The organism is Burkholderia sp. AU30198 (assembly GCF_020419825.1).
Lineage (GTDB): Bacteria > Pseudomonadota > Gammaproteobacteria > Burkholderiales > Burkholderiaceae > Burkholderia.
Window position 1 is genome coordinate 38567 of record NZ_JAIZSA010000015.1, and the last position, 17709, is coordinate 56275.

The window sequence follows — 17709 nt, forward strand, 5'->3', positions numbered from 1 at the left end:
GAAAACCAATCTGTCCGATTGTTTCGCCACGCGTTCGCCCCGCCCGCCCCGCTCGCCGGGATCGCGCCGAATCAGTGCGCCGGCCCTGCAGGCGCGACCGGCGGCGGCCCGGGCTTCCACGTCGAGAGCGCGCGCGTGAGGTCGTCCGACACATAGTGCGGACCGTCGAACAGATAGACCGAATAGCCGCGATACGCGAGCAGTTGCCTGCTCAGCTCGTCGGCGCTGGCTGAACGGAACCCGCCGCGCTCGGCGGGCCGGAACGCCTCGGCGATGACCCGCACGCGCCGTTTGCCCAGTTTTGAAACGAGTTCGTCGAGGTAGCTGCGCGCGACAAACGGCTCGCGGGCATAGACGCCGCAGCCATCCTGGAAGAACACGCCGACGTCCGAAGGCAGCCATGCCGCGAGCCAGTCCGCGAGCGCCTTTCCGCCGATATTGGTCTGGTCGTACACGCTCACCCAGAGCGGGCGTGGCAGCCGTTGCAGGACCGCGGCGAGCTTGGGGGCATCCTGCCAGGTCGGATCGATTTCCACCGGGAAGTAGTAACCGGTGACATGCAGCGGGACGGATGCGTGCGCCACTTCCAGGGACTGGTCGGCGAGCGTCGACAGATGGGTGCGCGCACGTTTTTCGTCCTGGTAGCCGGCCAGGCCCAGGATGACGTTTCTGGCCCACGGCTCACGACCGATACGTTCCCAGTCGGGAAGGTGCGCAGCAGGCTGGATGCGGGTGTTGGGGAGGTACGCGGTATCGTCGACGACGGTCCATTGAATCAGCAGATCGCTTATGCCGAGCATCTGCCAGTTGCCGACCGGATTCGTCGTCGAGTTGTCCACCTGCCAGACGATGCCGTCCGCGTGCACGTCGTACGCGGTCCAGCTGCAGGCGGCCACGACGAGCGATGCGCCGATGGCGGCCAGCGTCGCCGCCCGGGACGAACGCGGCGCGGTGGCGAGCAGGCCCGGTCGTGCTGCGAGCCGAAACCGGCCCATGCGCTGTCGAATCCTGCGCAAGGCCGGGATCGCGTACGTGGTCATCGCTGGCTCCCCGGGAAGCATGCCTGCGCGTCATCGTAGCCGATCAAACGCAAACGTGCGACCCGCGTTGCCAATGCGGGTCGCACGGGGCTGAAGCTACGCCGTCATCACTTGGCCGTCGTGCCGTCCACCCACGTGTAGCCGAGATTCGTGATGCCGGTGACGAGACTCTGGAAGTCCTGGTATGCCGGCAATCCGAGATCGGGTTCGAGCCAGTACGGATGGAAGAAGAACGACGCGAACCCGTCCCGCACCGCCAGACCATACTGGGCATTGGTCACGATTTGCTGCCACGTGTACGTGATGCACGAGAACGGGTCGATATTGCAGATGTTGTACTGCACACTGCCCAGGTTCTCCGGAATGATTCGTTGCCCGTAGTAATCGGTGTTGATGATGTACGGGAAGAACTGCCCGGCAGAAAAGTCCTGGTTGGCCGCACCCGTTCCGAGTTGCGGATTGGTCGCGGTGTAATACACGGCCCGCTGGAACGTGGTCGGGAACGTGAGGGCGGTTGCCGACGATGCGGCCGGCGACATCTGGTACTGCGGCGCGGCCCAGCCGACGACCTTGTAGCCGTTGGTCGTGAACTCGAGCAGGCCATCGGTCATTCTGCCTTCCGCCCATTGCACGGAGTCCTCATCGACCGGGCGGTTCTGCACGGCGAACCAGAACTCGTAATCGCTGCCGCTCACGGCGTTCTGCAGGTTCGGCGTCGAATCGTACTGGTGCGTATAACCGTGCATCACGATCGAGCCGCCGTGCGCGACCGCATAGTTCAGCGCACTCTTGAGGCCGGTTGCCTGTGCCAGATGAATCGTTTCCGGCACGCCGCCGTTGTAATAGCCGTTCGGGTCCGTATACAACGGGATGGTTGCCATCGTGAACGGAATCTTCTTCGAGTACAGGAAATTCGTCAGCTTCTGCATCGAGCTGGTCGTCGTGTACGCGTCGAGATCCTCCAGGCGGACGAGCGCACGATGATTCACCGGTGCATTGGTCTTCAGGATGTCGTGCAGGATGTCGCAAATCACCAGGTAGCGATCCGTCGGGCCGATGTAGGAAAACGGCATGTCCGCGAAGTACCAGAGATTGCCCGAGCGCATCACGTACGGCGCGGTTGCACCGCTCTGGCTGTTCTTGATGGTGACGAGCGCCTGCGCCTTGGTGGTATCGACGATCTGGGTCAGGCCGACATCCGGATCCGCACTGATGACGCCGGTCGACGCGTTATACGCGTAGTACTTGACCATCGACAGGTTCTTGTACGTGACCGTGTCGTAGAAGCCGGGATTCGGATTGCTCGCCGAAGGCGTCGCGTTCATCCCCGCAAGGCCCTGGAAGCTGAACCCGTAGGTCTGGTTGAACGTGTAGGCCGTGTTCCATGCCAGTTCCCACAGGTTGTACTTGAACCAGACCACCGTCTTCTGGGCGGTCATCACGTCGCTCAGGAACGCGGTCGGAATCGGGTTGTTGTAGTAGTCGCCGATATAGAACGTCGCGTCGTGGCTTCCGATCATGCCGGACGTGTAGTTCTGGATCGGAACCAGATCGACCGTCGTATTGAAATGGCCAAGCAGGTTCCTCAGCATGATGCTGTACATCAGGCCCAGCTTCGAATAAGGATCGTTCGCCGGATTGTCGTACAGCACGAGCGTATGGGCGGTGGTGGCCTGCGCATGCGCGGTGCCCGGCAATGTCATTTGCGCGAGTCCCGCAAGCAGGGCGATGACGAGCAAGATCTTTTTCATGGCCGTTTCTCCCTAGTCACGTTCCACATTGCCATTGGATTTCTTGACGGACTTCCTGTCGAACTTCGGGCGGCCCGTTTCCTTGTACGCCTTGTCCCAATCCTCGTCGGACATGCCTGCTTTCACTTGGATTTGAGACGAGCCGTTCGGCAGCGGAGGCGGTTTGACCTTACTCTGGACAGAAGAATTGCCGTTCTGCTGCGCACTCGCATCCTGAACGCCGACGGCGAATGCAAGCGTGGCGATTATTGCGACGAGCGATCCGGCGGTGCTCAATCCGTTCCGAAAAGATTGCTTGCGATGCGAAGGCATGATTTTCATCCTTTGATATGCAAAATAAGTCCATCTCGTTAACGAAACGAGCACGGCGAAGCGCCATCCGGATTCGGGGCGTTATGTCGTGAATTTCTGCTGCGCGATTGAAACCAGACGAATAAATCCGGCAGGAGATGGTTTGACTGTCAAGCTAGAACCGTACCATCGGTCCCAAAAGGGCATAGCGACAAGGCGCCGAAATTGACGCATCTACGCAGCTCGAAAATGCGTCGATAAAACGTTTCAGGCGTGCAACGCGGCGGTGTCACGAATTTAATCGGACAAACGCGCAAAACTTGTTCGTACGATTCAGGGAAAACCAGCCAATCGCCGTTCATTGCAGCGATGCAACGCGGCGATCGTCACGGGTGACATGCACACGCCATGACGACTGACGCACCGCATTTCCGGTTCAACGCCAATCCGTCCTGCCGGCCACCGCTGGAATCGCGTGGCGATTTCCCGAGGGCCACGGTCGCGGCGCGTCGGAGGGTCTGAAAACGATGTGTCATCCGGTCGGTCGATCGCGCGTTTCAGCACTGAAACATTTGGCACGGATTCGGTGGGCCGATCCTGCACGACGCCCCGCGCGACGCCCGCAAGGTCAAGGGTCGCGCAGCGATGGCGCACGACTTGCTACATGAGCAGTGGGTTGCGAAGCCGGTGCGCGGGGAGCACTGCGCGTGCGCCGGGTGGAGAGCCGCTGCAAGCGCTGACGCGTGCAGGGACGGCGGCAGGCAAGCAGGGAACAGGCTGTCGAAAAGTCATCCACTGAACACGTTGCATCGTTCGCGATGCAACGGGGCCGCATCGAGGAAGGTCGCGCCCTGCGCAGCGCCTTTTCGAGCGGTAGACATGCGCGTGGCGCAAACCACGGAGTGGGCGTGACGGGGGCGACGAGGACGGAGAACGTTTCGTCTTGCGTCGGTACGAGGGGAAATAATCCAGTACAAGATAACAGTGCGGAAAAAATGATGGATCACATGATTTGGAGTGCATATTTATATGCACTTAACCTTGTCACCATTGTGACCGCAATTGTCATCCTGGTGAGCACACTGGATGACCTCACCCTGGACGCCTGTTACTGGTCCTTTGAAATCGGGCGGATCCTGCGCCGCGAAAAATCGCAAACGATCGATATCGGCATGCTGCGCACGCTGGAAGAGCGGCATCTGGCGCTGATGGTGCCGGCCTGGAAAGAATATGACGTAATCGCCAAGATGATCGAAAACACGTTGGCGACCCTCGAATACGAGCGCTACGTGATATTCGTCGGCACCTATCACAACGATGCCGAAACCACGGCCGAGGTCGAACGGATGGTCCGCCGGTATCCAGGCAGGGTCACGCGCGCGACGGTCATGAACGACGGGCCCACCTGCAAGGCGGACTGCCTGAACTGGATCGTCGAAGCCATCCTGCGCTACGAAGCGGTTCATCACATCCAGTTCGCGGGCGTCGTCATGCACGACTGCGAGGATGTCATTCATCCGGTCGAACTCAAGTACCTCAACCACGCGGTTGCGGAGAGCGACCTGGTCCAGCTTCCCGTGCTGTCCTTGCCGCGCAAGTGGAACGAGTTCGTCGCCGGCTGCTACCTCGACGACTTCAGCGAAACGCACCAGAAGGACGTGCCGGTGCGGGCCCGCCTGACCGGCATCGTCCCGGGCGCGGGCGTTGCGTCGTGCTATAGCAGGCGCTCGATCGAAGCGGCGATGAAGGAACGCAACGGTTGCCCGTTCAACACCAGTTCGCTGACCGAGGACTACGACTTCAGCTTTCGGCTGAGGGACCTCGGCATGAAGGAAACCTTCGCCCGCTTTCCGCTTTCGGATATCGCGCGCGACACCGGGCGCGAGCGTGCCGGCGGCAGCGTCGTCAATCGAAACCTGCTGGCCACGCGCGAGTACTTTCCCAAGACATTTCGCACCGCCTACCGTCAGCGCGCCCGCTGGATTCTCGGCATCGCCTTTCAAGGCTGGGAGCAACTCGGCTGGAAAGGCAACCTGCTCACCCGCTACATGTTCTTCCACGATCGCAAAGGCATCGTGACGTCACTGTTTTCGGTGATCGCCTATGGCGTGCTGCTCAACTTCCTGTTGCTGGCCGCCCTTCAGAAAGCCGGCCATGCCATCCCTGCCGGCGCCACCGTCCTCGCGGCGGGCTCCTGGGTCGCGCCGCTGCTGTGGGTGAACACCGCCATGCTGTTTGCGCGTGCGGGGCAACGCTATCACTTCGTCAGCAAGCTGAACGGCCCGGTCCAGGGGCTGCTCTCGATTCCGCGGATGTTCGTCAACAACCTGATCAATTTCTACGCGGTCTGCCGCGCGTGGCGCATCTATCTCGGCCATCTCGTGAGCGGCAAGCCCATCGCGTGGGACAAGACCAGTCATACCTATCTGTCGAACCAGGAACTCGGCAAAGCGCGCCTCAAGATCGGCGAGATCCTCGTCGGTTGGGGGGTGGTCACGCTGGAGCAATTGCAGGCGAGCCTGGAGAAACAGCTGATCTGCGGCAAGCGGCTCGGTGAGTTGTTGATCGAAGGTAGCGCGCTCTCGACCGAATCGCTGGCGGATGCCATCGCCGAACAAGCCGAACTGCCTCGGGTGTGCCTCGGCAACGTCGCGGTGGGCCACTTCGCGGATTCGCTGGCATTCGAGCTGCAGTACGCGTATCGGGCCGTCCCGTTTTCAACGGCGGACGACGGCACGTTGAACATCGCGGTCGGGCGGCCGCTCACGTCTGACGAACAGGATGTCGTGCGACGTGGCGCCCGGACGAAGGTGGCCTATTTCATTGCCTGCGACCTGGAGATTACCGCCGAACTCGCCCGGCACTCGCGCTTCGTCGAACTCGCACGCGTACGCGACGGCGATCCGGCAGCGCAGCAGGGCGCTCCCGCGAAAAAACCGTCGGGAGAACAGGCATGAAGCATTCGAGACTCCCGATCGCGGCCAGCCTCAAGCGCTGCGCACGGTTGAGCGCACTGGCGATCGCCGTGTCGCTGGCCTGGCAGGCGCCGGCATCCGCCGCCCAGCACCTGACGCCCAAAGCCTACCGGCTCGCCGACAGCGCCTACAAGGCGATCAATGCCGGCGACCTGCCCCTCGCCGAAGTGTATGCGTCGCGCGCCATCAAGATTCAGCCCGGTAGCGAACAGCTCGGGCTGCTGCTCGTCGATGTCTACAGACGGGAAGGCAAAGTCGACGAAGCGGACGCGATGACCGAATCGCTGATCGTTCGTTTTCCGAAGAGTGCGGCGGTACGCGCGCAGCATGGCTACCTGGCGCAGCGTCAGATGCGCTACGACGTTGCCTGCAGCGATTTCGCCACCGCCGTCGCGACCGGGAAATGGAGCAAGGAACAGCAGCGCAACCTGCGCCTCGCCTGGGCGGACAGCGCGCTCTCGGCGAAGCGTCCGCATGAAGCCGGCATTGCACTGACGCCGCTGGCCGATGAAAAATCGGCCGTGGTCCAGTTGCGTATCGCTCAGATGAGCCTGCAGGCCGGCGACCGCGACACTGCGATCCGCATGGCGGACCTGGCGGCCAGCGATGCGACGACCGACGGCGAGCGCAACATGGCGGCGTCGATCGCGGCACAGGCGCGGCAAGACGATCAGGCCGCTCAGGCGCCGGTGGACAATACCGCGCAACAGAAATTGCAGGAAGCCTATGACCTGCTGCGCGACCACAAGGATCGCGAGGCGCTCGACGCGTTCCAGGAGGGATTTTCCGGCGGTGCCGGCAACGCGATGAACTACGCGGACGCGGGCTACGCCGCCAAGCGGATCGGGCTGAACCAGGAGTCCATCGATCTGTTCGAGCACAGCCTCGACGCCGACGAAAACGAACACACGTTCGATGCGCAGCACAAGTTCGGCTATCGGCGGGAAGTCGAGCAGCTTCAGCGCTCCTGGGGGTTCGTGCTGAGCGCGCCGTACCAGTCGGCCGCGTTCGGCCCGCAAGGCACCATCAGCGTGTTGCAGCCGGGTATCGAGGTGTATTGGCAGCCGCCGAAGATCGGCTATCAGAACGGCCGCATCTTCCAGTTCTTCGTGCGCGGATACGGCACGGCCTACGACGGGACGGGCAACGTGACCGGCATGCCGACCGTGCAGGGTTCGGTGGGCGCACGCTACAAGCCGCTGCCCGACCAGAACGTCGTGCTGACCGCCGAGCGGCTGTTCCACATCGGCAGCCTGTCGATGACCGACTGGCTGATGCGCCTCGGTTATTCGTCGGAAGCGGGGACCGACCTGAGGGTGACGGAACCGAGCTGGCGCAGCTGGCAGGCGTATGTCGAGGGCGCGTACTTCATCAGTGCGGGTCGGTACATCATTTATTCGGAGTTGCGTTACGGGCACACCTGGCGCTTGCCGATGATCAGCGATCGGCTGACCATCTACCCCCACGCCGCGGTGGCTGGCGATCACGACAATCGACAACCGGACAAGACGGCGATCGGCGCCGGGCCCGGCATCCAGTTGCGGTACTGGTTTCGCGAAGGCCGCTATAGCGCGCCGGCAAGCTACCTGGATGTCACGGTGCAATACCGGTTCGGTTTGACGTCAGCGGCACGCGCACGTGGTCTCGTGGTACGCGCGACATTGTGGTTCTAGCCATCGACGCTGACGCTTGATCTTGAACGGCGCTTGTCGCTTAGTTGGGCGACTTGAGCGGAAGGATCGTTTGACGCAACAGCTGGAAGTACGAGCTCGTCGAATACGGGAGCATTTGCTCGACGTAGTTCCACCAGAAGAATCCGCCGATGAAACGCGGATCGGTCATGCTGTTGACCATCGGGTAGTACGTCTTGATCAGGTTCTGCTGCACCGATGCCGGCGCGGAGGTGTCCGAGGTACCGATTTCGCCGAAGCCGACCTTCGCGTTCGGGAAGATGCTTTCCAGCGCCGCGAAATCGTTCTTCCACGTCGGACTCAGCCCCGGGCAATCCTGGTACGGGTAGTAGCTGAACAGTGCGTAGTCGGCCTGCTGGCGGACCGTCGAGGACAGGAAGGTGGTCGGCCACGTCTTCCAGTAATCCTGCGGCTTCTCCCAGCAGTTGTTGCCCTTGCTGTCGTCGTTGTAGTACAGCGTGATGGCCGTCTTGCCGCCGTTCGATTTGACGATCTGGTTGGCCGCGGCAACCATCTGGCCGATCTGCTGCTCTTGCGAGTTGACCACGCTGTTGGTGCCGCTCGGGTCGTTACGCAGCCATTCGCCGTTGATTTCGTTCGCGATCTCCCAGACGTCGACGGTGTTCTTCAACTGCGACACCAGTTCCTGCGTTCGTGCCTGATACGTGGCGAGATCTGTCGGGAAATAGTAAGAATCGTAAACTTCGCCCATCACGTACGCGACTGCGTGCAGGCGCAGCAGCGGTGCGTAGTAGTCGGCGGCCGACGTACCCGGATCGAACACGACGCGCACGGTGGGCTTGTACGGCAGGTTCTGCAGCGACGCGACGATGGCGTCCAGCTTGGTCAGGTCGTCGAGGGTCACGCCGTAGACGGGATTCTTCAGAGGTTCGACCTGGGCTTCGGCGGGCCGGGATAAGGGCATGAGCCCGGCATAAGCAACGCATGCGGCGATGGCCGTGCGCGAGAGATTTTTCGTCAGTTTTTTCAAAACGCTTTCCGTCCTAAAGTAAGAAGAAGCGCGATTTTAGACGAAAATAAAAGGTAATTATCGGACGATATCGAAAGTAGCGAGCCCCAAAAAGATCGTTAGGATCGGTATCGAAAGTGAGAACGTCGGGGCTTCGCGGCCGGGCAGTTGTTACGAGATACTGATCAATTGCACTGCAGCATCGGCGCAGAAAGCTGGCGTGGGGCGCCGGCAGGCGGGCGGGCGACGCGTGCGTCTCAGGGTAAAGCCGATGTCCGGGTGGCCGGGTGCAAACGATTGCCAACGCCCGAAGCGGGTGGCAACCCACCTCGACCGACGAGCGCGACACCGCGACAGGCGCCGCCCGCGACACGGGAACTCACCAGGCGACCGGCAACGGAAGCCGCCACGACGAAGGAGCGTGGCGCACGGATCAGCGCCCGCGCCATCCCGAATCCGGAAACCGCGCCCCGATCAGAACCGCTCCTGGGCACGCGCCTGCCAAGCGCCGCGAATTCGTGCCCGGGAAGCACACACGCCTCACTACGCTTCGCAGGTGCCATGCACGTGCCCAGCGCGGTCCCGGCACACCGATACCCGTTGAGACCGGAACCGGATCAGCCTTTGGATCGTTGCCAACGATGCATGAGCCAGAACACGCATCCCGCCACCGCACCCAGGCATACGAACGCCAGGAACCCCAAAGCGGCCGACAAACCGGCTTTGAAAAGATCGTCATCCCAGATCGACGTGTAAATCAAAAAGGTGGCAATCCACGTCAACAATCCAGTAATCCCGCCACACAGACACGATGCGATCACGGAAACGCGCCAGTATTTCACTACCAGCAGATATTGTGGAATTGCAAACACTGCCGTGCCGAAATAGGCGATTGGAATGGAATATTTCAGCGACCCGTGATCGCCGGTGAAATACGACCACAGCAGACCGGGCACGAGGGCCGAGAGCGCAAAGGCAAGAAAAGGTATCTGACGCATCGGTGCAGGCAGCCGTTCGCTGCGGAAAGTCTATTGGAATCAGGCTTGGTCGGTGGACGGCTCGGGAACTTCACGCAATCACGGCATCGCGGCCCTGCCAGTCGGTCGAGAACACTTCAACGAGCGTCGTCGATTAAGCGGTTATCATAGCGACAGCCGACCTTAGTATGCCTGACACCATTCAGCGCAACCGCCAAACGGCGAACAGACAGTTTTGTCGTCGTGCCGGCTCCTCACTTTACGCGATGGATTACCTGCTTCCGCATTACGAACGAGAACTTGCACTACTACGCCGATCGGTTGCCGCCTTCGCATCGCGCTATCCCAAGATTGCCATTCGGCTCGGGGTCAGCGGCGACCGTTCCGAAGATCCCCATCTCGAGCGAATGCTGCAGTCGTTCGCGCTCCTCGCGGCGGATATAGACAGTCGGCTCGATGACAGCTATCCGGAGTTTGCCGACGCCCTCCTCGGCATGCTTTACCCCCGGTACCTACGCGCGTTTCCGGCATGCGCGGTCGCCCAGTTCGATGTCTCGGACATGTTCGACAAAATCACCGAGCCGTCCATCGCTCCCCGCGCAACAGAGCTGGTCAGCAAGACCGAAGACTACCGTTTCCGAACCGTCTATGACGTAACGCTGGCACCCGTCCGTATTTCGGATGCGCGCTACACGTCGGCGTCGGCCGCCCCGTCCAATGTGGCGCTGCCCCCGAACACGGCTGGCCTGCTCTCCATCACCTTCGAAGTTGCCCGGCCGGACTTCCGCATCGACGCCATGCCCCACCCGTTGCGGATCCACATCAGTGGCGCCAGCGAAGTCGTCAGCGCCACAATGGATGCGATGACGATATACACGGCCGCAGCCTTCGTCGAGGACACCGAACATCGCTGGGAGGCACTGAACGCGCCGCCTCTTGCCGCAGCCGGCTACGATGATTCCGAGAGGTTGATTGACGAAGATGACGGCCCGGCAGCCTTGAGGTTGCTGAGCGAATACTTTGCGTATCCGAAGAAATTCGATTTTGTCGACGTCGATCTCGCGTCGCTCGCGCGCGCGGCAGGCTCCGGGCCACGTCTGACACTCCACCTCGCCATTTCCAGTATTCACCCGGATTCGCCGGCTGCCCAGAGGTTAAAGAATCTGTCGGCCGACCATCTCAGGCTCTTTTGCACGCCAATCGTCAACCTGTTCCAACTCACATCACTGTCGCTCAAGCGAGACCCGATCAGCGGCACGTATCCCGTCCGATCCCAGAATACCGATGTCGCCGACGTCGAAATCTGCTCCGTCGACGCAGTCCGCGCCACGACAAACGCATCCCGGGCGAACGTCATTCATCCGTTCACGTCGCTCATGCACGGCAGTTCTACGAAGCCGGCCGGTCCCTACTGGGTGCCCAAGCAACGCAACGCGGCTGCTCCAGCGGACAAGAAGGAGACCGCACTCGATTTGGTCGGACTGGATGGACGACCCGCTGCCGACACCGGGATTGAGCAAATAGTGGTAGATGTCACCTGCTCGAATGGCGACCTCCCTCGCACGATGCGATTCGGTGCCGACGATGGCGATCTGGTCAATGAGCAGGGCGCGTTAGTGTCACGCATCGTGATGTTGAGCACTCCGACGGAGGTCGAACGTTTGCCGCGCGATGGAAATGCGGCATGGCGGTTTATCGCGCTGCTCGCCCCACACTCGATCGAACTGACCCGAGCGGGGCTCGTGGATCTGAAACGCGTATTCCGCGAATTCTCGAATCATGCTGCGAGACACGCGAACCTGCTCGATGGACTGACGAACCTGAGCCATCGCGTCAAGCAGCTCTGGTTGTCGGGAGAACCGATGCCGAGCTTCGTGCGGGGCCTGGAAGTGACGCTGACGGTCGATGAACAGGCATTCGCTGCCGCCAGCCTGAGCACGTTCATTGTCGTCATGGACCACTTTTTCGCCATGCACGCGCCCGCGACAAGCTTCGTTCAACTCGTCGTGACGTCTGCCAACAATGGTAGAGAGATTCGACGGTGCGCACCGAGACCAGGCACGATCCCGCTGGCCTGACTTTCCTGCGGCCCAAATCCCGGCGTCATGACACGCACGAAAGAAGTGCTGGTCAGGTAAGGCTCGAAATCAGATGGCAGCCGCAGGTCGCCCGATGACCGTGCCGAGCAATCGGAACACCGTTGTCCGTCATTGATTCATCGCCCTCTACAATCAGATTCGGCTTGACGTCGGGATGCTGAGGACACGATACCTCGTCGCCCTTACGGGCAACAAAACGGCCGTCGAAGCGCATCGTCGATGAACCAGTGATCACCTTGCCGCCGTGGTCGGTGTCATCGCCGACACGGATGAGATTCATCATGAAAAAGCCCATCCTTCGAGTGAGCGAACTACGGTTAGTAACGGAAATACAAGACACCTAATGCACCTGGCTCGCCAGGCTGCTTGCTCTTTTTCGTGATCGCGGGCAGGTCAATACTTTTCACGTTCTTCCAGCCAAAACCAGAAAAAATCCCCTCAGCCAGACGAACAAATCCCATCATTTTCCAAGCGATTCGGAATGCAATTACACCTGTGACAGCGAAAACCCCAACGCCTCCCCAGAGGAACATATCAAATATTCCCGCCCAGTTATGAAGGTCCTTGAAGTACGCCATGACTATTCCGAGAATGTTCATGACCAATAGCAGCGACCCAGTGAGTCCAATCCACCACCGCGCCGTTGCCTTGTAATGCGCATATCTCCCTCTGCTGCAATGTGGGTGTAACGCAAGAACTTGGTCACCGAGGCGCCTGATGCCGAATGCAATCCATATATCGCCAGACTGCTCTGCCACGACCTCAACCTCATCACCTTCCTTAAATACAGACATCCATACCCAAGCCCGAACTTTTTTTTCACCTAAGTCGAATTCAAGAAGATCGGCCTCCTCGGCCGTATCATCCGCAGACGCGGCTAGCCCGATGGCCACCCCACCCAGACCCGCCAGCCCAGCCACGACAGCCGTTGCGTCCATCGCCGTCCGATTCGCTTCTGAAAACAAAAACTCCTGAGACTGCCTCGTGCTACGAAGATTCCAGATACGCCCGCTCAACAGTTGCGTGGGGGAGGATTGTGCCGTGTCTGCCATCGTCAATCCATTCAGTCAGCCGAAAGACCCATTACCTTCAATGACCGTTCAAATTCATCGCTCTGCTTTCCCGCATCCCAAGCCGGATTCGCAGATCGGATGGCATTCCCAGGTCGCTCGATGATCGTGCTGAGCAATCGAAACGCTGTTGTCAGCCATCGACTCACCGCCCTTTACAACCAGATTCGGTTAAACATTAGGATGCTGATAAAACGATACCTCATTACACTTGCGAGCAAAAACTCCGATTAGTAACGGAAATACAAGACGCCTAATGCGCCTGGCTCGCCAGGCTGCTTGCTCTTTTTCGTGATCGCGGGCAAGTCAATATTTTTCACATCCTTCCAGCCGAAACCGGAAAAAATCCCTTCAGCAAGACGAACAAATCCCATAAATTTCCTGGATATGTTGAATGCGATCACGCCAAAAATAGCCGCAACCATAGCACCCCCGCCCGCATACATATAAAAAATTCCCAGCCAATTATCAATTGGATCAAAAAACAAAATGATCGCCCCCAACACAATCATGACCAACATCAATGCCGAATATATATAAAACCACCATCGCGCCGTCGCTTTATAGTGAGCATATCGACCACGACTGCAATGCGGATGGAGCGCTACGATTCGGTCGCTGATACGTCTGATGCCAAATGCGCGCCATATCTCGCCAAATGGCTCCGCGACAATCTCGACTTCATCGCCCTCTTTGAACACGGATACCCATACCCACGCACGAATGCTCTTCCCATCCAGTTCAAATTCAAGTAGATCGGCCTCCTCGGCCGTATCATCAGCAGACGCGGCTAGCCCGATGGCCACCCCACCCAGACCCGCCAGTCCGGCCACAACAGCCGTTGCGCCCATCGCCGTCCGATCTGCATCGGTAAACAAAAACTCCTGAAACTGCCGCGTGCTACGAAGATTCTTGATATGCCCTCTCAACAGTCGGGTAGGAGAGGATTTTTCCGTGTTTTCCATCATTAATTCGTTCCGTCAGCCGAAAGACCCATTACCTTCAATGCCGTCTCAAATTCGTTGCTCTGCTTTCCCGCATCCCAAGCCGGATTCGCAGGTTTTCGCCCGAACGCACACTTTTCAAGCCATGTCTGCAACTCATCGTCCGAAAAATACCAAATCATGAATTGGATTGCGACCACTGCCACGGCAACCTCCCAGCCAGTCAGGATCAAAACACTTCTACCAAGCCACAACAATGCGCCTCGTGCGCCGATCGTTACACCCAATTCTTCGGCGGTTACGCCGACTGCAGTGGTGCCTGCCGTCTTTGCCGCACCCTGTCGAGCAAACCACCCGCCAGCGTCCGCGACCTCAGGGGTCGTGAAAGAAGCCAATCTGGCGGTCGCACCGGCAATGCCCGCCGCACCTCCTCTAGCCAGAATCACAATGCGGCTCCCATCTCCGGCCAGGCGCGCAAGCAGTGAAGCCGACGATGTCAGAGCGGTCAGAAGGTACGCCGCTCCCGTGCCCAAACCGAGCGCCGACTTAACGAAATAAAGTGTGGCGATACGGTAATTATTAGTTGCAACTTTACCAAATCCCTTGTGAAGATCCACGACCCCCTGAATCATCGCCGAAACGCCTCCCAAGAAACTCGTAATCGCCTTCAGATTGCGCAGCGTCTGCGCTGCGTCACTCCCGAACGCCTTGAGCGCCTTCTCCGAAACCGTAAATACCGCCCCGACCACCGACACCCCGGACGCGACCAGCAGCGCATAGTCATCGCTGCTCTTATCCGCTTTGGCAAGCAAGCATCCGAAATTCAGCATCTCGATTACCACCAGCGTACTAGCCAACCGGGCATTCAATTGCGTCGACGCCCCCTTTTGCGACTTGCTGACCTCCTCCCACATGTCCGTCAAGTTCTTGACACGCTTATCCGATCCTACGGCCTGCAGCGAACGCAAATACGCCTGAGGCGGGGGTAGTCCCTGCTGCCGCAACGCGCGATAGCCCATCTGCAAAGCCAGGCGCATCGCGGGCTCGGCTACCACCGCAGCCTTGATGAGCTTGATTGTGTCCGCCTGCGCAATCCCGCCTCGTAGCATCAACGTGCCGCGAATCAGATACATACCGACGCTATCGGCCAACTCCGCACTCTTACTCCATTTGAACAGGCCATTGCCTATTGTCACGGCGAGCTGATCGACACGCAGACCTTTCACGATATATTCCGAACCCGACGCCGCCGTTGCTCCGCGCTTCAGCACATCCGTCATCTTGTCGCAGAACTTCAGGAATGCCTTCAGATTCTTGATCAGATACGAAGACACGAAGTCGGCCCAATGACTGACTTGATCGCCGACGCTCGCCGGCTGTGTCTTGTATTCGGTTGCCTTCGCCAGCAGCGCCTTGATTTCCTCCTTCTGATCCTGCTGGTTGTACGCATAGGCCCGCCACACCAGACTCGACGGTTGCGTGGGATCCATGTTGTTGACCAGATCCTCGACCAACTTGGCGCCCTTCTCCTCCGACGGCAAACCCCACAACGCACCATCGATGACTGCGGCGAAGGCATGTCCATCGTCGAAATTGTTTTCGTGATAATCATGCAGCGTCGCCATGAACGTCGACGCTTTCAGCCACGCGCCGACATCCGGCGTCCGATTGGCCTGTAACTGATGCGAGGCCTTCTGCACCGACTCGTACCACGGTCGAAACACGTTCAGTTTTTGCGGATCGAGTTTGCCGTAATACTTCGGCCAAGCGGCATCGCCTATCCGCTTTGCCTCAGCCGGCGTGATCACTCCGGCAGCAGCAATTTTCTTGTCGGACATCGCCTGCTGTTCCGGAGATACGACCAGAGCATCGGGAACCCCATCCGCTGCATACGGATTATTCTTCATCGCTTCCCAACCAGCCGTCCACGCCGACCGCAAACGGCTTTTCGACTCGACCGCACCGTTGCGTACCGCTCCTTCAGCGGAGGTAATCGACTCGAGCGCATCGATCTGTTTCACCCGCTCACGCGTGTACGTCAGCAACCAGCTCCCAGCGTCGTTACGGAAGCCGTTCAATTCATGAACGTTCCCGATACCGTCCCACAACGCTAATAGCATCGGTGGATGATGCTTGCCCTGAGCGAGCTGGCCGACATCGCTCATCACCCTGATCAACGCGTCACTGGCCGATCCGGGAGACGCCTGACGAATATGCAACGGGTAACAGGTCGTCACCTGACGCATGACTTCCGGCTTGTATTTGCCGGTTTCGTCGCTCAGCGTCTGCGCAGGCGGCTGCAACAGTTTGGGATCGAGGCCAGGCATGTATTCGATGACGTCATCGATACTTTGTCGGGTTGCAACGACAGCGTGCCCGTGTGCGTCCTGGCCCGCCGAGATCCATTTTGACGGCTCGATCCATTGCATGCGTTGCTGACGAAGCGCCGCATCCTTCTTGTACAGTTCGAACGTATCGCGATGCCACGCATGCTGCGAAAATGCGACATACACACGGTCAGTGCACTTATCGGGCCTCTCGATAGCAATGATGTCCATCGGCACTGCGATAGATTTCTTTGCACATGCCGGATGAGTCGTCGGCTCGGCCGGCAGCGGAAGCGACTGCTTCCACAAGCGCCCGTCCTCCGTAACGTTGTACGCCTCCCAGTAGTTACTACCTCGCGCACCCTTTACGTAGAACAGATACACCCAACCTGCACGCAACGTGCGCAGCGCGTATCGATGTTCAGTAAGTTTGACGTCAGTCACCCCATGCCCGCTAACGCCGGCTGGCAACTTTGCCGCCACGGAATTCGGTACGACTGTGTACCGAACCGGCAGGATCGGCAGCCCCGTCTTTTCGCAGTTGGCGCACTGGTTTGCTGTATCCATTCGCTCTCTCGATATGGGAACTAGATTTATTCTGCTGAGACTAGAAAGACAAAACTGCCTTCGACTCGTCGTACCACGCTCCCCGGCGAATCGCTTCGATTTCGTCCTCGCTCAATTCGCCGACAGCGGATGTATAGAACTCATCCGGCGCGCGCTGGCGCAATGCCAGTGCAACGCTCGGATGACGATCGAAATAGGGATGCCACGCCAGCGCATGCCCGATAAAAGCGACCTTGTCCTCTCGATCGGTCAATCCGTGCTGCTCCGCACGGGTCGCGCTCGCAATCGCGGTCTCGACTTCGCTGGATCGAGGCTGCCGCTGCGTAGCCAACATATGCAATGCAAGCGCTCGATTTATCACGCCATGACGATGGATATCACGCCACTGCCCTTCAGTCAGATCCAGTTCCGTACACAATGTCGTTGCCGACGAGTAAACGCATAACTTTGCCGTGGCATCCAACGCGTGCCAGGCTTTGACCGGGCCGAGCAAGGTCCGCTTCTGCGCGTCAGACAGAATCGGCCACATCAGACTCAGTGCACGAGCGTCGTAGAAGCGCAATGCGCATCGGCGCCCCTGGTCGTCGATTTGCAGTATGTGATTCGACCAGTATCCGGCGATTTGTTCCGGCGCCATGTCGCTCGCCAACCAGCCGCCAATCCGTTGACCGAGCCCCTTTGCGACGGCATCCGGCTGTCGATCTTCGAAGGCCAGCCGAACGCTTTCAACCAGCAACGCCACACCTTCAGAGGTCGACAGATCCAGCTCGATCAAATACGGACGATGATCATCAGGGAAAGCTTCGTGTCCAATTGCGACGACGGCGCCAGGCCGATCATGGAACGAAGGTGCACCCTCGCCGCTTTGAGGCAACGCACGCTGACTCGGGTCGACTACAAGGCAACAGCGCGACAAGCGTTGCTGGTCGAAATAAGCGCGCAAGGCACGGACAGTCGAATCGACCGACTCACGGTTCAAGTCATCAACAGGTTCGAACGTTTCCATC

General features: G+C 59.5%; 13 protein-coding genes. 3 read left to right on the plus strand and 10 right to left on the minus strand.

What is annotated here, in order from left to right; translation table 11 throughout:
• Positions 1–71 precede the first annotated feature (71 nt).
• The 3 genes from LGN19_RS28050 to LGN19_RS28060 form a co-directional block, all read right to left on the minus strand.
• The gene (locus LGN19_RS28050) at positions 72–1040 is read right to left on the minus strand and encodes a hypothetical protein (RefSeq protein WP_226218324.1); all 969 of its coding nucleotides are present in this window, start codon (positions 1038–1040) and stop codon (positions 72–74) included.
• A 107-nt stretch (positions 1041–1147) separates the two neighbouring features.
• Positions 1148–2791: a DUF2334 domain-containing protein gene (locus tag LGN19_RS28055; RefSeq protein WP_226218326.1), complete on the minus strand. Its 1644-nt coding sequence runs from the start codon at positions 2789–2791 to the stop codon at positions 1148–1150.
• Between the two features lie 12 nt (positions 2792–2803).
• A complete protein-coding gene (locus tag LGN19_RS28060; RefSeq protein WP_226218328.1) occupies positions 2804–3112 on the minus strand; it encodes a hypothetical protein in 309 nt (102 codons plus the stop codon).
• Positions 3113–4080: 968 nt separating this feature from the next.
• Here LGN19_RS28060 and LGN19_RS28065 point away from each other — a divergent pair.
• Together LGN19_RS28065 and LGN19_RS28070 are read left to right on the plus strand one after the other, a co-directional pair.
• The gene (locus tag LGN19_RS28065) at positions 4081–6039 is read left to right on the plus strand and encodes a glycosyl transferase family protein (protein WP_226218330.1); all 1959 of its coding nucleotides are present in this window, start codon (positions 4081–4083) and stop codon (positions 6037–6039) included.
• Positions 6036–7730 carry an NfrA family protein gene (locus LGN19_RS28070; protein WP_122948818.1) on the plus strand — a complete coding sequence of 565 codons (1695 nt, stop codon included), beginning with the start codon at positions 6036–6038 and terminating at the stop codon, positions 7728–7730. The genes LGN19_RS28065 and LGN19_RS28070 overlap by 4 nt, the downstream gene beginning before the upstream one ends.
• A gap of 40 nt (positions 7731–7770) precedes the next feature.
• Here the strand turns inward: LGN19_RS28070 and LGN19_RS28075 are convergent, their stop codons facing one another.
• Positions 7771–8673 carry a hypothetical protein gene (locus LGN19_RS28075; protein WP_226218333.1) on the minus strand — a complete coding sequence of 301 codons (903 nt, stop codon included), beginning with the start codon at positions 8671–8673 and terminating at the stop codon, positions 7771–7773.
• A gap of 662 nt (positions 8674–9335) precedes the next feature.
• Positions 9336–9716, minus strand: a complete 381-nt coding sequence (locus tag LGN19_RS28080) for a hypothetical protein (protein WP_122948816.1) — start codon at positions 9714–9716, stop codon at positions 9336–9338.
• Positions 9717–9883: 167 nt separating this feature from the next.
• Between LGN19_RS28080 and tssF the strand changes: the two genes are divergently transcribed.
• The gene (gene tssF / locus LGN19_RS28085) at positions 9884–11773 is read left to right on the plus strand and encodes a type VI secretion system baseplate subunit TssF (RefSeq protein WP_226218335.1); all 1890 of its coding nucleotides are present in this window, start codon (positions 9884–9886) and stop codon (positions 11771–11773) included.
• 52 nt (positions 11774–11825) lie between these two features.
• Here the strand turns inward: tssF and LGN19_RS28090 are convergent, their stop codons facing one another.
• From LGN19_RS28090 to LGN19_RS28110, 5 genes are all read right to left on the minus strand, one after another.
• Positions 11826–12077, minus strand: a complete 252-nt coding sequence (locus tag LGN19_RS28090; protein WP_043178489.1) for a PAAR domain-containing protein — start codon at positions 12075–12077, stop codon at positions 11826–11828.
• Positions 12078–12111: 34 nt separating this feature from the next.
• Entirely contained in the window at positions 12112–12846 is a 735-nt protein-coding gene (locus LGN19_RS28095; RefSeq protein WP_226218337.1) for a putative type VI secretion system effector, read from the minus strand.
• Between the two features lie 248 nt (positions 12847–13094).
• The gene (locus tag LGN19_RS28100) at positions 13095–13832 is read right to left on the minus strand and encodes a putative type VI secretion system effector (protein ID WP_175219231.1); all 738 of its coding nucleotides are present in this window, start codon (positions 13830–13832) and stop codon (positions 13095–13097) included.
• Positions 13832–16702: a T6SS effector BTH_I2691 family protein gene (locus tag LGN19_RS28105; protein WP_226218338.1), complete on the minus strand. Its 2871-nt coding sequence runs from the start codon at positions 16700–16702 to the stop codon at positions 13832–13834. The genes LGN19_RS28100 and LGN19_RS28105 overlap by 1 nt, the downstream gene beginning before the upstream one ends.
• 40 nt (positions 16703–16742) lie before the next feature.
• On the minus strand, positions 16743–17708 hold the full coding sequence (locus LGN19_RS28110) for a DUF4123 domain-containing protein (protein WP_226218340.1): 966 nt from the start codon (positions 17706–17708) through the stop codon (positions 16743–16745).
• Position 17709 lies beyond the last annotated feature (1 nt).

Excerpts from the sequence above, each read along its gene's own strand:
- LGN19_RS28075 (WP_226218333.1), bottom strand. The coding sequence starts at position 8,673 with ATGCCCTTATCCCGGCCCGCCGAAGCCCAGGTCGAACCTCTGAAGAAT.
- tssF (WP_226218335.1), top strand. The coding sequence starts at position 9,884 with ATGCCTGACACCATTCAGCGCAACCGCCAAACGGCGAACAGACAGTTT.
- LGN19_RS28100 (WP_175219231.1), bottom strand. The coding sequence starts at position 13,832 with ATGATGGAAAACACGGAAAAATCCTCTCCTACCCGACTGTTGAGAGGG.
- LGN19_RS28055 (WP_226218326.1), bottom strand. The coding sequence starts at position 2,791 with ATGAAAAAGATCTTGCTCGTCATCGCCCTGCTTGCGGGACTCGCGCAA.
- LGN19_RS28050 (WP_226218324.1), bottom strand. The coding sequence starts at position 1,040 with ATGACCACGTACGCGATCCCGGCCTTGCGCAGGATTCGACAGCGCATG.
- LGN19_RS28070 (WP_122948818.1), top strand. The coding sequence starts at position 6,036 with ATGAAGCATTCGAGACTCCCGATCGCGGCCAGCCTCAAGCGCTGCGCA.
- LGN19_RS28090 (WP_043178489.1), bottom strand. The coding sequence starts at position 12,077 with ATGATGAATCTCATCCGTGTCGGCGATGACACCGACCACGGCGGCAAG.
- LGN19_RS28065 (WP_226218330.1), top strand. The coding sequence starts at position 4,081 with ATGGATCACATGATTTGGAGTGCATATTTATATGCACTTAACCTTGTC.
- LGN19_RS28080 (WP_122948816.1), bottom strand. The coding sequence starts at position 9,716 with ATGCGTCAGATACCTTTTCTTGCCTTTGCGCTCTCGGCCCTCGTGCCC.
- LGN19_RS28110 (WP_226218340.1), bottom strand. The coding sequence starts at position 17,708 with ATGGAAACGTTCGAACCTGTTGATGACTTGAACCGTGAGTCGGTCGAT.
- LGN19_RS28060 (WP_226218328.1), bottom strand. The coding sequence starts at position 3,112 with ATGAAAATCATGCCTTCGCATCGCAAGCAATCTTTTCGGAACGGATTG.
- LGN19_RS28095 (WP_226218337.1), bottom strand. The coding sequence starts at position 12,846 with ATGGCAGACACGGCACAATCCTCCCCCACGCAACTGTTGAGCGGGCGT.
- LGN19_RS28105 (WP_226218338.1), bottom strand. The coding sequence starts at position 16,702 with ATGGATACAGCAAACCAGTGCGCCAACTGCGAAAAGACGGGGCTGCCG.